At 58.2% G+C, this 15,414-nt stretch carries 13 protein-coding genes and 1 pseudogene; 6 read left to right on the top strand and 8 right to left on the bottom strand.

Annotated elements, in window-relative coordinates; translation table 11 throughout:
• Positions 1-542: 542 nt before the first annotated feature.
• From ACP15K_RS18465 to ACP15K_RS18480, 4 genes are all read left to right on the top strand, one after another.
• Entirely contained in the window at positions 543-1,136 is a 594-nt protein-coding gene (locus tag ACP15K_RS18465) for a helix-turn-helix domain-containing protein (protein WP_424991235.1), read from the top strand.
• Complete coding sequence (locus tag ACP15K_RS18470) at positions 1,123-3,459, top strand: relaxase/mobilization nuclease domain-containing protein (protein WP_424991236.1); 2,337 nt, start codon at positions 1,123-1,125, stop codon at positions 3,457-3,459. The genes ACP15K_RS18465 and ACP15K_RS18470 overlap by 14 nt, the downstream gene beginning before the upstream one ends.
• A gap of 8 nt (positions 3,460-3,467) precedes the next feature.
• Positions 3,468-5,468, top strand: a complete 2,001-nt coding sequence (locus tag ACP15K_RS18475; protein ID WP_424991245.1) for a type IV secretory system conjugative DNA transfer family protein — start codon at positions 3,468-3,470, stop codon at positions 5,466-5,468.
• 335 nt (positions 5,469-5,803) lie between these two features.
• Positions 5,804-7,531, top strand: coding sequence for a retron Ec67 family RNA-directed DNA polymerase/endonuclease (locus ACP15K_RS18480; RefSeq protein ID WP_424991237.1), 1,728 nt, complete (start codon positions 5,804-5,806; stop codon positions 7,529-7,531).
• Between the two features lie 94 nt (positions 7,532-7,625).
• Here the strand turns inward: ACP15K_RS18480 and ACP15K_RS18485 are convergent, their stop codons facing one another.
• Positions 7,626-8,792, bottom strand: coding sequence for an abortive infection family protein (locus ACP15K_RS18485; RefSeq protein ID WP_424991238.1), 1,167 nt, complete (start codon positions 8,790-8,792; stop codon positions 7,626-7,628).
• 134 nt (positions 8,793-8,926) lie between these two features.
• Here ACP15K_RS18485 and ACP15K_RS18490 point away from each other — a divergent pair, with 134 nt between their 5' ends.
• A complete protein-coding gene (locus ACP15K_RS18490; protein WP_424991239.1) occupies positions 8,927-9,730 on the top strand; it encodes a hypothetical protein in 804 nt (267 codons plus the stop codon).
• A 71-nt stretch (positions 9,731-9,801) separates the two neighbouring features.
• Here ACP15K_RS18490 and ACP15K_RS18495 read toward each other — a convergent pair whose 3' ends face one another.
• The 7 genes and pseudogenes from ACP15K_RS18495 to ACP15K_RS18525 form a co-directional block, all read right to left on the bottom strand.
• Positions 9,802-10,881, bottom strand: coding sequence for a type IV secretion system protein (locus tag ACP15K_RS18495; protein WP_424991240.1), 1,080 nt, complete (start codon positions 10,879-10,881; stop codon positions 9,802-9,804).
• A gap of 6 nt (positions 10,882-10,887) precedes the next feature.
• Entirely contained in the window at positions 10,888-11,292 is a 405-nt protein-coding gene (locus ACP15K_RS18500; protein ID WP_424991241.1) for a hypothetical protein, read from the bottom strand.
• The gene (locus ACP15K_RS18505) at positions 11,289-11,477 is read right to left on the bottom strand and encodes a hypothetical protein (protein ID WP_085638574.1); all 189 of its coding nucleotides are present in this window, start codon (positions 11,475-11,477) and stop codon (positions 11,289-11,291) included. Before ACP15K_RS18505 ends, ACP15K_RS18500 begins: the two co-directional genes overlap by 4 nt.
• Complete coding sequence (locus ACP15K_RS18510) at positions 11,474-12,460, bottom strand: ATPase, T2SS/T4P/T4SS family (RefSeq protein WP_424991242.1); 987 nt, start codon at positions 12,458-12,460, stop codon at positions 11,474-11,476. Before ACP15K_RS18510 ends, ACP15K_RS18505 begins: the two co-directional genes overlap by 4 nt.
• Positions 12,461-12,464: 4 nt before the next feature.
• The gene (locus tag ACP15K_RS18515) at positions 12,465-13,844 is read right to left on the bottom strand and encodes a TrbI/VirB10 family protein (protein ID WP_424991243.1); all 1,380 of its coding nucleotides are present in this window, start codon (positions 13,842-13,844) and stop codon (positions 12,465-12,467) included.
• Positions 13,841-14,536 carry a TrbG/VirB9 family P-type conjugative transfer protein gene (locus ACP15K_RS18520; protein WP_424991244.1) on the bottom strand — a complete coding sequence of 232 codons (696 nt, stop codon included), beginning with the start codon at positions 14,534-14,536 and terminating at the stop codon, positions 13,841-13,843. Before ACP15K_RS18520 ends, ACP15K_RS18515 begins: the two co-directional genes overlap by 4 nt.
• 1 nt (position 14,537) lies before the next feature.
• Positions 14,538-15,116 (bottom strand): annotated as a pseudogene (locus ACP15K_RS18525) (virB8 family protein); the annotation flags it as partial.
• Between the two features lie 62 nt (positions 15,117-15,178).
• Here ACP15K_RS18525 and ACP15K_RS18530 point away from each other — a divergent pair.
• A partial coding sequence (locus ACP15K_RS18530; RefSeq protein WP_424990003.1) for a transposase occupies positions 15,179-15,414 on the top strand: 236 nt, incomplete at its 3' end.

The raw sequence follows: 15,414 nt of genomic DNA on the forward strand, positions 1-15,414 counted from the left end.
CGAGGATGGGCCGCCCCCCGGGCGGCCCGATCCCTGTTCCAGGGATGCCGGGTCCGGCGGTCAGATCGCCCGAGGCGACCTCACGAAGCTGCCGGTCGCTGCGCGGTCCACGGACGCACATTCCTCGGTATGATCAGGCCGCGACAGACCGGACAGGCAGCCTCAAGGGGGCCATCCACAAAAACCTATCGGCCAGGGCCTCCCGGTTTTTGCGGCAGAGATTTGGCGGAGCCAAATCTGGCCCGCCTTGACCCTGACTGTCCGCCCTGTCGGTGGGGTTTGCGTCCGCCCGCGTTTCCGCCCGAACACATGCGTGTTCGTCCAGACCCTCGGGCGGTGCTGGAGAAGGGGCCTTTGAAGCTGGAGGCTGTGCTGGTGGTGAGGGCGGCAGAGCCGCGTCCCTGCGGGCCGCGGGGGAAGCGGACACCAAGGCTGCCTGAGCCTGAATGCGACGTAAGTATATAATTGACAGCATGGTATATTATCGTAAGGTAGGGGCAGCCTTGGTGGAAGGTGGCAGGAAATAGGGGGTCTTTCTTCGCATGTCTCGTTCAAAACGGCTCACAGATGCGGACCGCATGGAGATCGTTCGCGAGGCTGCGGAAGGTGTGACCACATCGGTCCTGGCGCAGCGGTTCGGCGTGTCGCGGCGGGCGATTCAGTACACGCTCAAAGCCGATGCCGAGCGTCAGGCCGATGCCGCGATCCCGGTTTCCGCAGTCAGTGTAAAGGTCACGGCTGCGGAGCTTGCGGCGCTCGACGAGGTGCTGGCCGAGGCCGGGATCGAGAGCCGGGCCGAGGGGCTGCGGCGGCTCATCCAGGCGGCAGGCGGGGTGTTCGTTCCGGATGCGCAGATGGCAGCAGAGATGGCGCGATACAGATCCTCTTTGCATGAGGTTGGCAACGGGGTCGCACAGATCGCCAAGCAGATGACGCGGGCCAACCGGCAGGGGCAGGGCGCTGACGGTGGCACGAATGCCGAGTTCACCGAACTGCGCCTTGCGCAGATGCGCGGGCTGGCGCGGTTCATCCTGGATTCTGCTGACGAGATCGACCTGTTCCTGCGCCGCCGCCGAGACGCCATGCAGCTGCAAGCCACGGCCGCGCTGAGGGAGTTTGCCCATGCGGATGAATGATGCAGTCGATGCTGTCACGGGCGAGGTGTTCCGGGATGGTTGGAGCCGCATTAGGGGCTCGATGCAGGGGCTGCATGTCGCCAAGCAGAGCCAGCTTGTGCGCGCGGCAGCCGGGCACCGTCCGGCGGTCTTCAAGGCGATCCGGGGCGGGGGGACGCATACGAAATCGCAGCTGATGAACCAGCTTGATTACCTCACCACCAAGTCCACCCATATCGTGGACAGTAGCGGGTTCCTCGATGGCAAGACGAAGCTCGAGGCGAAGGACATAAAGGACCTCACCGAGCGCTTTGCCAAGCGGTGGGATGCGGGCTTCAAACCCAAGCTTGGTCAGACCACTCACATGCTCATGTCCTTCCCCATCGGCACGCGGGGCGAGGATGTGCGCGACATCGCGACGGATGTGGCGGAGCGGTTCTTCCAGACCGATGCGGGGCATTTCGATTACATCATCGCGGTGCATGAGGACCGCGATCACCCGCATGCGCATCTGGTGCTGAACCGCCGCTCACAAGAAGGCGAGTTCTTCTTTCTGGGGCGCAACCACCGCTTCAACTATGACGACTTCCGCCTCGCCATGGTCGAGGAGGCGGAGAAGTATGGCGTGCGGCTGGAGGCCACGCGCCGGGTGGATCGGGGGCTCATGCATTACCCCGCCCGGACCAGCGAGGTCTACGCCGCCAAGGAAGAAGGTCGCGCGCCCCGCGAGCGCGAACGCGTGGGGCAGGACCTGACCCGGACGCTGGCGGAGATCGCCAACACCAGGACCGTCTACCATTCGCTTGCCGCAGAGGCCTCCCGGGAGGCCCGGGAAGACATCGCCGCGGCACTCTTCCGCGCGGGCGAGGTGCTGGCGCATGGCGGGCAGCTGGACCGAACAGGAGATGTTTATATGGCCGAGGATCAAAGCTTCGAGGACCTGAGAAGCCTCTATGCGGAAAAGCTCGCACGGGTGCAGGGCATGATCGCCGAGAAGTCTGACGCGGAGCGTCCCGTGCTGGAAAAACGCCTTATCGAGATCCAGACGCAGGTCCAGCACATGCAGCCTCTCGGTTTGCGATCATCCACGCTGTCAGAGACCCCCTCGGAGGGCGGGATCTATTCCGAAGCCAATATTGACGCCAGCCAGCGCGAGCGACTGGCCGAGCCCGACCTGAGATCGCGCATTGACGCGGCACTACGGGGCACCGGGATCAGCGCATCGGAAGTGGTCGCACGGATCGAGACAGGGGCCTCGAGTGCCGCGCTCGAGCATCAATGGATCGCCGATGATCTCTCCAAGGTGGCTGAAGCCCGCGATCTGAACCTCGAACGCCGCGCCGATCTGGAACAGGCGCGTGACATTCTCAACGATGTGCACGTCGAACTCGGTACGCTGCTGGAAAGGGAAAGCGTGCTGCGCCGGGATGGCATCGTTGAAGCGGAACCGGTCAGCGAGCGGTTCCATTATCACCGGGACTCGGTGCGGGCGATGGAAGGAACAATCCGTCAGGAGATGCGCGCCGAGGGTCTGACAGCGCGGCAAATCGAAGACCGGGAGTGGCAGGTGGTCTCGTGGGCGGAGCGCCGGATCGAGGCGGAGCAGCGCGCGTATCTCGAGGCATATCCGGAGCTGCTCGCACGTCCAGGCGATGTGATTGACCGGTCTGAACCCTACAGGGAGACCATCACCGATGTAGCCCGCGCCAGTGCGATCACCCGCGAAGTCGACCGCATCATGGAGGGACGCGACCTCCGTACGCCCGTTGCAGATGCCGCCACGGATGACTTGCGCGCGCGCTATCCGGACATGCCGTCCCACCTCGCCCGTGGGCTCGGCGCAACCTATGCTTCCGTCGTAGAGATCCGCGACATGGAGGCCATCAATCAGGTCCGCCGCGAAACCGAGTTACGCGACGGGATTGGGGTTGGCACACGCGACGAAGCTCTCGCAGCCCGCGATGAAACGGCGATGCGGTCTGATGAACGCGCCGACCGTCTTGCAGACGAGATTGCGCGTGTCCTGGACCATGAGCGGGCGGGGGAGTTGTCCGCGCCCTTTGAGGCGGAAGCCGATCGTGAGGCATTTCGCGACGAGATCGCTCGGGTGCTGGACGTTCGCCAACTCGACAGGCTCACATCCGGCGATGCCGATGCGCTGGACAAGGTTCTCGAGGACCGCCTCGACCGGCTCTATGTCGCCAAGGTCTATCTGCAATCCGATGCCGCGACGGCCAACACGGAGGCCCTGCGCCAGGTGGTCGATGAACTCGCCGACGCCGAATACGAAAAACACCGCGCGACTGACGTGGATGGCGAGACCGAGCGGGGACAGGTCCATTGAGCGCCGCCATGGGAAAAGCGCGGATCGCAACCGGCGTTTTGCTGGTAACGCTGGTGACCGCCGCCATAGGCTATAGCATCGCCTCGGCGGTGCTGACCTACCAGGATCTCGGCTTTGGGGCTGAGATCGACTTTGCCTATATCGCGCAGAACTATCTGGCAATCCTCGATCGCCGCCCCGAGGATGCCCAGCTCATCCACTTGATCGTCGGCAGCTTTGCCGCCGCTGGCATGATGCTGAGCCTTGCTCTCTCAGGGTCAGCTCTCACACGCTTTGGTCAGACTCATTGGCAGAGCGCGCGCGAGATGAAGGCCAACGGATTTTTTGGCGCACCCGGGACCGGGTTCATCCTCGGCAAGCTGGGGCCGCCGGGCTCCCGCGCCAACTACATTTGCTCGAAAGTTTTTCCGCATGCGCTGATCGTGGCGCCCACGGGCCGCGGCAAGACCACGGGCTTCGTCATTCCGAACCTGCTGACCTGGCAAGGCTCCGCCGTGACGCTCGATGTGAAGGGCGAGTGTTTCGAGGCCACGGCCCGCCACCGCGCTGCCCAGGGCGACAAGGTCTATCGTTTTGCCCCCACCGATTGGGAGGACAGGCGCACCCATCGCTACAATCCGCTCCTGCGTATCTTCGAGCTGGAAGACTCCGCGCGCCAGCAGATGGAACTGCAGCTCCTCGCGACACTCTTCCTGCAGAGCGACAATGACCGGGTGCAGGGGCTTCTGAAAGGTGGGATCGATCTTTTCGTCGCGGCGGGGCTCTTGGCCTTCCAGCGAAAGCGCCCGACCCTCGGCGAGATCTACCGTATCTCGGCCTCGGGAGGGAACAAGCAGAAGGAGTATTTCGCGCGCGGTCACGAGGTCGACAACAGGGCCGCCAAGCTGATCTTCACGCGGCTTGCCTCGACCAACAACGATACGCTGACCTCTTACGTCTCGCTCCTGATGACCTCGGGGCTGGATCAATGGCAAAATCCGGCCATCGATGAGGCGACGGCAATCTCGGACTTTGATTTCCGCATGATCCGGAAGAAGCCCTTTTCGGTCTACCTCGTGGTCCAGCCGTTGATGGTGAAGCCGCTGGCGCCGCTGATCCGCCTCTTCTTCTCCGATCTCCTCTCTGCCATGCAGGAGAAAGACCCCGGCCCCGACGAGCCTTGGCCGGTGATGATCATGCTCGATGAGTTCAACCGCCTCGGCAAGATGCCCATCGTGGTCGAAAGCATTGAGACCCTACGCACCTACCGTGGTCACTTGGCTGTCGTCACCCAAACTATCCCCGCCCTCGATGAAATCTATGGTGAGAACACCCGCCGTGCCCTGCAGGGCAACGCGGGCGTGAAGCTCTACCTGACGCCCTCCGATGAAAAGACCGTCGAGGAGCTGAGCAAGGCGGTCGGCAAGACCACGAAGACGGTCGTCACGCGATCTCAATCCATCGGCAAGAACCCCTTCGAAGGCCGCAGCCAATCCACGCGAACCGAGGAAAGCTCTTTGCTCCCCGAAGATGAGGCCCGCCGCCTGCCGCTCGACGAGATCGTCATGGTGATAGATGCACAAATGCCGGTCCGCGCGAAGCGGATCCAGTATTTTGATGATCGGCTGTTCAAGGCGATTCACGCGGCGCAGACGGGAGAACTGCCATTTCCGGAGCCGGGGGGAAGTGGGCCGCAAGGCACGCCGCCGCTGAGTATGCGCGCTATGCCGATGACACCGCCGCCGGACGGCCCGCATGGATCTGAAGCCGATGTGGAGAGGGCACGCGAGGCTCTTGAAGGTCAACCGTCAGGGCAATCAGATGTTGTTCCAAAGAAGACCGCGCCCGTCGTTCAAGCTGTCATCGCCGAGGGACAGCGTCAGATGGAGATGGATTTTGGAGGTCAGGTCGCCGATGCCGAGGCAGCTGGCGACTTTGACAAGAAGCGGATGCGCTCTGCCGTTGATGGCTTGGAGGACATGGAAGCGATGCTGCGGGAGGATGGTGGTCAAAAGCTGGTTGCCCGTTAGGGTAGCGAAGATGCTATGTCGGTCGAGCGGGCGGAATCCTGTCATTCGCTGCATGTGCGAGGTTCCACATGGCTGAGAAATAAGCGGACATTCATTGTCGGGTCTTTCTTGTGCTCCAATAGAAGCAGTTTTTCTTCGAGCCATATCTTCCATGCAAAATCGCGACGTGCTAAATGAGTCGTATAGCTTGCGGGTAGATTTTATCGTCGTGCTGTTCATGACGTTTGCACCCATTGTTAGGTGTGATGCTCTCTTCGAGTTCCCTTTAGTTTTCCTCATGTAAACCTTTGGTTTGCCTTAGGAGTACCCGCAAGCACATCTACTGGGAGGTTGGCTTGAGCAAACTAGCGTCACTAAGATCCGTTGGCACACGCGGCGAACTCGCTGACCTGATAAATTACCCACGATCAGCACTCGCCTACGCAGTATACAAAGTGCCTGCAGAACAGAGATATACAGAGTTCAAAATTACAAAAAAAAGCGGAGGAGAGAGGGTAATCCACGCTCCTTGCCCAGAACTGAAAGGCTTGCAGAAGCGTCTTTCGAATTACCTCTATGATTGTCACCGAGAGATTTGGCCGCCGCTAGAGTTTCCGCGCCGCTCATATTCTCATGGTTTCCAAAAGGATCGCGGCCTTTCAATTTTCTCAAACGCATGGAAGCACCAAAATAAACGATTTGTTCTAAACGTCGATCTGAAAGACTACTTCCCAAGTTTCAATTTTGGACGTGTGCGGGGATACTTTCTAAAAAATCGCTCCTTCGAGCTACATCAAGACATCGCCACGCTAATCGCGCAAATCGTGTGTTACGACAATTCGCTTCCTCAAGGGGCTCCGACCTCTCCAATCGTATCAGAATTGATAACAAGTATTCTCGATCAACGTTTGGGGCGATTGTCGAGGAAGCATCACTGTACCTACTCCCGATATGCTGACGACATCACATTCTCGACGAACCAAGAAAGCTTCCCTGAGCCAATCGCGGATTTCTCATCAGAGACCGATGGGGCGTGGAAGGCTGGGGAAAAATTGGTAAGCTTAATAGCGCGATCAGGTTTTGTAATAAACCCAAACAAAACCCGCATGCAGCTTTCAGCGTCACGTCAAAGCGCAACAGGTTTAGTCGTCAATCGCAAAGTTAACATACGAAAGCAGTACTACGATGCTGTTCGCGCGATGAGTAACTCGCTGTTCAAGACCGGTGCATGTCATCATGCGGATACAAAGAAGCCAGCGAGCCTCTCAGTTCTTAAAGGAAAACTGGAGTTTGTGTTTGCTGCCAAGACCTACCCTAAAGAGTTAGAGGGTTTCACCAATCTCGAGGCAGCTTCGAAGGCCCCGGACGGAATGCCTGTGCCTTCTCACTATAAACTCTATCGCAGGTTTTTGGCCTATGAAAAATTTCACGCCAATACCCGCCCATTGATCATCTGTGAAGGGAAAACAGACAATACATATATCCGGTGTGCGATTGCTGCGCTAAGCGCTAAGTATCCGCTTTTGGAACCCACAAAAGATGCTGATGGGTCTGTTCATCAGGCGCTGAGTTTTTTCAAACATAGCGAAAAACACGCAAAACTCTTGTCAATTTCCGGCGGTACGGGTGAGCTACACAGGTTTGTTGGGAAGTATGGTGCTCTTTTAAAAGAGTTTCACAGTGGTGGACAATTGCAGCCTGTAATAGTGATTGTGGATAACGACTCTGCTGCTAAGCCGATGTGGTCGGTAATAAAGGAGCAAATGGGTTCTAAAGCTGCGGTGGACGGCTCTGCGAATTATTACCATGTAAGGCGCAACCTGTTTGTCGTTCCAATTCCGATCCCGGCCGGGAAATCCGCTAGTATCGAAGACCTTTTTGACAAAACGACGCTTGCGACTGTGAACAGAGGAAAAAAGTTCAACCCACAGCTAAAATCCCATCAAACCGCCACCCAATATGGTAAGGAGATCTTTGCGAAATGGGTGATCGAGGCGAACGCCGCGAATATTGATTTTTCCGGATTCGAGCCACTTCTAGGACGGTTGGAAGAGGTGCTCAAAGTCAAGCTGCCAGGATCTTGAGCCGTGAGCGGCTTGGTATAGCAAGCCCAACTCAAGCGATGAAGACAGGTCAAATAGTTTTGCTATGGAGAACCGATTGTTCCAACTGAGATTGCTATTTTTGGTTTTTGGATTGCCTAGAGTTCCAAGTTGAAACAAGAAACGTTGCCATGGTTCCTGACAAATTAACGGCCAATTCTGCGTGCCGAGCTGCCGGCTTGATCCGCCGCGGTCCGATGCTGTGAGCATCTCCCAACTTGTTTCGGAGCGCGCCGAGTGCCGTAACAACGGATTGGCAACCGCTTAAGATTTGCTTGAATACTTGCTCAGTATGATCATCCGGGGCCAGATTTAGCACCTTAGAAAGCTTTTTATACAAAACAGGGAGATCGTCCTTTTCCTCCCATCTATCGCCTGCATCGTGCAAGATCCACTTGCAAACATCTTCCAAGAGAGTTCTGGCCAAAGTAATTGCGCGTTCCGGGTCTGTTGACCTACTATCGATTGCTCTTTGCCATCTTTCGCCAATCTGATCGGGATCGAAGGCATTCAGCGTCGCGGTGATATCCAAATCAGCCGGATTTCCTTCGGGCAAGGCAATCACCTTGAAGATCGGTGATCCCGAGATTTTACCTGTTTCAGACAATGTATACCCGTCATGGCGCAAGAGCGCGTCGATCTGTGCCGACAGCTTTTTTTGGCGTTCCTCGCTTTGATATTCTGCAGAAGTGAGCTGCTCGACAAAGTGAAACAATAGGGAGGTAGAGCAAGACAGCAGTCCAAAAGATTCCAAATACTCTTGTTGTGTGAGGTCATCGTTTCGAAGCGTGTGTTGGATCAGGTACTCTTCGAGTGTGCGACTGTCATTTGGATTGGGTGCAGACATGTAAGCCAAGGGAAAGACAGCTGCCACAAACGCAAATTCATCAACCTCACTAACCAATTGGCCATCGGCAAGAAGTTTCACTAAGCGACGACGCGTAAGCTTCGTAACATCGGGGCGTTCCAAATCCATGATCTTTTCAAAGATTTCACTGAGCAAGAAAGCGTCAACTTCGTCCAAAAAAGAACGAGCCTTTTCGATGAGAGGTTCGACCCCAAATGTTGCCAGCCTGCTGGACGCGTACTTGTATTTACTCTGAAATGCTTCCTCTTCGCTTCCGTCTGCCAAACCCAATCGCGTGCAGACTCCCGGCACATCGTAAGCTTTGTAGTCAGAAATAGCGGATGCCAGCTCACGCCTAAGCTCCTGTATCAGTTTTGTAGAAACCGCCTTGTTCATTCTATATTTCCGGATACCAAATTCTTAGAAACTTGCCATATTCTGGCCCTTCCAACCAGTGATAACGCAGTGACATCTCAGATATCTGCTTTGGTGAGCCGCATTGAAGAAAGCAACGCAATGAAGGAAGCAAGGTGAACGAGACAGCTAGAACCCCGATTGTCGCACCGTTTCGGCAAAAATTGGATATGGTCAATGATCAACTTTGCTTTGGTGCATTTTATGCGTTTGAAGCATCGCTGCAACTTCGCGACCAATCCGTCGCATCGTTCACAACGGATGCCTTTCCACAAAACCCGTACGCAAGCCGAATCCATAGACGTGTCAGCGAAATGGCGGAGTTCGAGGAGATCTACCTGAATCAATCTGCGCTCATCGCGATGCAAGCGGGCGTCGAAACAGTTCAAGCATACTTCAGCGCGGTGAGGAAGCATATCGCGGCCCTGCATAAACTTGATATGAATTCGGGAGACTCCGCAGACGACGAAGCACTTCACGAACAAATTAGATCAATAAACTGTCGTACCGCAACGGAACTGTTTGAGACGGTCGTATACCTACGGAGACGAAGAAACCACCTCATCCACCAGTTGCCAGAACCGAGTTCCGAAATGAAAAAATTTTGGAAGACCGGCGGCGCTCAGCGCCTTGACGAGTTTTGGGTCAAACGTCCCGCTGAACTATTTGGCTTTGATTTTTCAAACCGAACGCTGGATGCATTTCGGATTGAGGATGGCTTTGCAATTATGAATCTCTTGCGGATATGCATGCTGGAGATCGATAGAGATGTGGCCAAAAGCCTTCCTCGAGACGCCCTTTTGGAAGAAATTGAAAAGTCCGTGCTTTCTGAGAAACCGCATCTGAAGGGAGACAATAATCGGCTGAGGAAGAAAGTGCTTTGCAGGCTACAGCGTGATTACGGGATCATTTCATCATGATGGATGAAGGGCCGCTTCTGGGAAGCCGCATCGCGGCATAAATCATCATGACCAATGGCAGCTTTGGGCCGTCATCGCCTGCCGAGGCGACCCAACCTTGAAAGCTGCGCGAGCATTCGGGCTCCTGTTCCGGTTCCGTCGCCGGGAGGAGCAGCGGTTGGTCCTCCCGCAGTATTGGGTCGGGTCGGCAACGCTTGAACGCCAAAGAATTGTCGCGCCCGCAGAGCTGCGTATTCCGCGCCAGTCGCACCTCCGATGGCGTACCGGTTGTAGACTTGTTGGCTGCCTGCGAGCCCTCGGGCAAAGGCATAGCTACCGCCGAAGCCGGCCGAGAGTGCCGGCATCATGATGTTTCCAGAAATCGCCCGAACCAGGAAGGGCGTTGCTATGATGAAGCCCTTTGCCATGAGCACCATCATGAAGAAGGGAATGAGCGCGCCGATATTCGAGGCGCCTTCCGGGTCGCCCAACTCAGCAAGAAGCGCACGCGAGACACCCGTGATGGTTGCGAACACGCCGGCCACGACAATCGGGTACATCGCAAAGGAAATCAGCGCCGAAAGCCAGCGCGCGAAGTAATCCTTGGTCACTTCAAAAAGGGTCAGGAAGATCATGATCGGTGCAATCCCGATCAGCAGAGCGATCATGAGCCTGGACGCAACGACGATAAACGCCGCCAACCCACCGAGGATCGAGAGCAGCAAAACCCCCAGGGTGTCCAACAGGGCACCGGCCATCCAGTTCAGTTCAGACCCCGCAGCATTCAAATAGTCCCCGAGCGCCGCGATCAGGTCATCGAACTCCTCGGCGAAGGTGCCGGATGGGCCCGGTGATCCGCCGCCGACAGAGGCCACGAGCGATCCGGCAATGCTGTCGATCCCGTTCAGGACCGCCGCAGCAAGGATGTTGAACTGCACCCAGTTGGTTGCAAATGCGCCTATCAGCCCGATCTTCACGGCGAGCCAAAAGGCCGTGCGCCCGTCCATGGCGCGGTATTGGTAGATGGCGTTGATGAAAACCAGAATGACAACGAGCGTAGTGCCGAGGACGAGCATCGTTCCGACTGTTGCGGCGACCGCGCCAAATTGCGTCTCGGCAGCGGTATTGAGATAGCCTTCAGCCGTTTCTACGAAGTAGGTGACGACGCTCATGGAACCCTACCAGTTTCCAGCAGCTTCGCAGATTGGGATGGCTTCGCGCCGAAGCTCATTTGCCCGCCGTCGGTATTCTGACGTCGCTTCCACGATATCCCAGTATTCAGATGCGGCGAAATGCTCGACGAAGACACCTTCAGCTGCCTCCCAGGATGGATACCGCGTCGAACATCTACAGCTTTGAGCTTCTACGATGCGTTGCATGCTCTGCGCCCGATAGATCTGTTGGATCAGGAGCCGTTTGTGGGACTCGCGCACATCTATGTTTTGCATCCACTCTGGCTCTGGAGGCTGGTCAGGACAGACATCCGGCTGGTTTTCGAGGGTTGGGATCAGGTTCCGTTCAGCGACGCCAGCGGTTGCGCTGAGAGCGACGAGCAGGCTTCCGATTGCAGCGGCTCGCATCATTCTGATGCTGCCTTCGTATCAGCGGTCTCGCGCTTCAAGAACGTGGTATAGCCGTAGTCACCGGCTTCAGCTGTAATGACTTCCCACCCCTCCGCGCCGCGCTCATTCAAGGCGCTTCTCATCGCGTCGTAGTCCTTTTGCTTCTTCACCTGAAAAAACAGGATGTCATATTCAAAGGTTTTCATTGGGAAGCTCCGATCTGGTCTGCGCCGGGGAGGTAGAATTCGGTGATGCCGCGTTTGCCGTCGTGGCGACCGGCCTGGATGATCACGTCAATGGAGTTCTCGATGTACTGGATCATGTCGGTATAGGTCATCGGGATCTCGGTCTTGAGCGCAGCGATGGCGAGGCGCTGGACGGCAAGCTGCGGGGTTTCGGCGTGTAGCGTGGTCATGGAGCCGCCATGGCCGGTGTTGATCGCTTCGAGGAAGGTCATGGCCTCCTTGCCGCGCACCTCGCCGAGGATAATCCGGTCGGGGCGCATGCGAAGTGTCGCGGTGAGCAACACGTCGGCTGTTTGGAATTCCGCATCGCGATTGGCGATGAGCGTCACGGCATTTGCCTGGGTCGGCAGAAGCTCGGCGGCTTCCTCGATGGTGACGATGCGTTCCTCCGCCGGCACGTGAGAGAGGATCTTGCGCGCGGCGACGGTCTTGCCGGTGGAGGTGCCGCCCGAGACGATCATGTTGAGCTTGTTTTCGACGCAGAAGGCCAGCGCATCGTTGATGACGCCCGTGGCCACGACCTCTCGCAGTTCCCGGGTTTTCTCGAGGCGGAGTTCTTCAAGCTTGCGTTCCTTGCCATAGAGGAAATCAAGCGCGATCCCGTCGAGCGGCAGACTAGAGAAGAACCGCAGGCTGATCGACATGGCCGAGAGTACGGCAGGTGGGGTGATGACCTGTGCCCGGATCGGTCGCCCCTTGTAGGTGATCGAGACCGAGACGATGGGGCGGTCCTTGCTCATCGTCGTATTGGCGGAGGAGGCGATTTGGTTGCCGAGGTCCTTCACTTCCGTCGCGGTCAGGCGCTGATCCAGCCTCCTCATGAAGTGATCGCCCTGGAATTCTCCCCAGCAGCTGCCATCGGGATTGATGCAGATCTCGATGACATCGTCGCGGGCAGCGGCTTCGATCCGATCAAGCGAGGTCTGGAGATAGCTCAGCGACATGGGCTCAGAAGATCTCCAGATCGCGGTCGACCATCACCGTTACGCGCGCGCCCTGGTCGACATAGATAACGGGGCCGATGGAGAGATAGTCGCCAATCACGCTGTCCGTGGCATCGGCAAGATCATCGCCCACGTCTTCCAGTACGTCCGCGGCGGTTTCGTCTTGCACATTTGCAGCAGCGGCGCTTGGTGCGGCGGATATCAGCGAAATCAGCGCTGCCGAGCCGAAGCGCTCATCGAAGCGTGTGTCGACAAAGCCGGTCACGCCGGAACGGCCCAGTTCATCACCGCCGAAGGAGCTGATCTGGATGGTTTGATTGCCAGGCAGGATGATCCGGTCCCAGGCGATGGTGACCCGGCGCTGCGCGATATCGACCCCCGAACGATACCGCCCGATGAGACGGGAGCCGCGCGGGATCAGAAGGCGGGAGCCATCGAAGCTGTAGACATCTTCAGAGACGACGGCCCTGGTCTGGCCGGGCAGGGAACTGTCGAGGGCGGTTTCCATGACAGCCTGAATCATGGTGCCTTGCACGATGGTGTTGGAGGGATTGGCGATCACCTCGGCCTGCGTCACGGTGGAGGGCAACGCACCGTTCAGCACGAAATCCGTCACCTCGCCAAAAGTCCGTTCGGTCAAGGCGGTCTCATTCGCGCCCGAGGTGCCGCCAAAGGCGATGGTGGGCGAGGTGATGCGGCGTTCCTGAAACGCCCGTTCCTCCGCCGCGCGGCGTTCGAGTTCCGCCAGCCGCCGTGCCTCTTCCTCGCGACGCAGCCGCTCTTCTTCCCGCGCGCGCAATTCGTCCTCAGTGGGGCCGATAGGTGCCGGAAGGGGCCGGTTGGCCTCAAGCTGCGCAAGTTCGAGGTCCATGCGGAGTTGCTCCAGCTCGCGATCGCGCGCCGTGAGCTCATCGCGAAACTGCTGCTGCGCGGATTCTGACGCCGCTTGCAAGGCGGCGATTTGGGCGGTCAGCGCATCGATGGCTTCGGCGGCAGCGGTATCTTCCTCGACCACTAGTTCAGGTGCGTTGCGCAACTCCTCGATCTGGGCCTGAAGGGCGGCGAGCTGTGCCAGAAGCTCGGCATTGGGTTCTACCGGTTCCGGTGCGACCAGAACCACCTCTGGTTCGGGCGGGGGAAGGGTTTCGATTGCGCCGAACCCGTCGCCTTCGTTCTGGAACACGTCCGGCGTGGCCGTGGGCAGGGCTTCCTCTTCCTCGGGTTGCGACAGGAGAAAGAGCAGTGCACCGCCCGCGCCGATCACGAGGACGACGACCAATGCGAGCAGCGGCGAGCGCCGTGGGGCAGGGGGCGAACTTGCGCCCTTGCCTTGTTCGAGGGCGGCAAGGCGCTTTTCGAGGTCCGCGTTTTCGGTGTCGCTCATGATCCCACCCCCGCTGGCGGTGTGGCTTCGATACAGACTACTTCTTCCCCGATCCGCAGAACCCATTGCCGGTTCACCCCCGAGACCCGGATGACGCCGTCCTCGGTCGCTTGGGTGTTGACCGTCCGCTCGCGGCCATTCGTGTAGCGAAAGATCGCGGGTACCGGCGCATTTCTCGGGAACGCGAAATACGTAAAGGTCCCGTCATCCCAGACGCGGGTCGGGGTATACTCGGTGCGCGCGCTGGCCCCGTAATTGTAGTTCGGCGCCTGGGCCGCGATGGCATGTGTAGGCCGTGCATTGTCTTCGGGGTAGCGGAACTGGACCACGTAAAAGGTCGGGCTGCGGGTCTCCTGAACGTTGAAATAATAGCTGCGACGGTTGGTATAGACGGTCACGTTGGTATGGACACCGCGCGCGACGGGCTTGATTGCAAAGGCCTGCCCGCCCGGCACACCGTCGATCTCGAAGCCTTCCGTGTCGCCCGCAATGATCGAGCGGATGCTTTCGCCCTCGCCGAACTCGATGGTGGTCACATGGGTCAGCGACACGCTGAGGCGATAGACCTGACCTTCCTGGTAGGTGGCCAAGCGCACGCGGCTGTCATTGGGGCCACCGCGCGGAATGGCTTCCGCGAATGCAAGAACTGGCAGCAGGGAAAAAAGGCCAGTAACAAAGAACTTACTGATCAAACTAGTTCTCCAATCTGTCGGAGCGGATGGAATATTCGAGGACCGTGAAGCCAAAAGGATTGGTCCAGACCTCATCGATGGAGCGGCGGGTCTCGGGGCGAAACTCGAAGAGAAGCGTGGCGGTGAAAAGCCCGGTTTGAACGCCATTGATGGAGGTCAAGCGCTTGCGCAGGCGGACCGTGGCGCGGTTTGTGCCGATCCGGTTGATGCTGAGGATTTCCACATCCAGCCGGGCATTTGGGCCATAGACCGTTGGCGGGTAATTCTCGTTGGCGCTGTTCCAGATCTGGCGCAACCCGCTCTCGGCCGCCCCGTCCGAGCGACGCAGAACACTGCGGATGCGCAGATCATTGTCGAGCTGGTTATAGACCTCTCGGTCGGTCACATAGCGGAAGACCTCCGCCTCAATGACCGCTTGGTTGGCTGTGACCGACGTCGCTCCCACCGAGGCCTCGGGCAGGGCAAAGCCGGTGGCCGGATCATAGGGCACGACCACGGGAGGCGGATCGACATCGAGGATCGCGACAGCCGCCGCACTCAGGCATCCGAGAATGCCGAAGATGAGCCCGATGAGCCCTAGGCTCAGGACCCATTGATTTCCGGCGATCAGCGTGATTCACCGTTCGAAAAACGAGCGGTGACATGTCTGATCTCTTCTGGCTTAGCGACGCGCAGATGGCGCGGCTTGCGCCTTTCTTTCCCAAGTCTCACGGCAAGCCCCGCGTCGATGATCGGCGCGTGTTGAGCGGAATTATCTTCATCAACCGCAATGGCTTACGTTGGCGGGATGCGCCCGCCGCATACGGTCCGCACAAGACCTTGTACAACCGCTGGAAGCGGTGGAGTGACAAAGGTGTTTTCGCGAGGATGATGGCTGG

This window comes from Fluviibacterium sp. S390, from assembly GCF_049800695.1.
Classification (GTDB): domain Bacteria; phylum Pseudomonadota; class Alphaproteobacteria; order Rhodobacterales; family Rhodobacteraceae; genus Meridianimarinicoccus.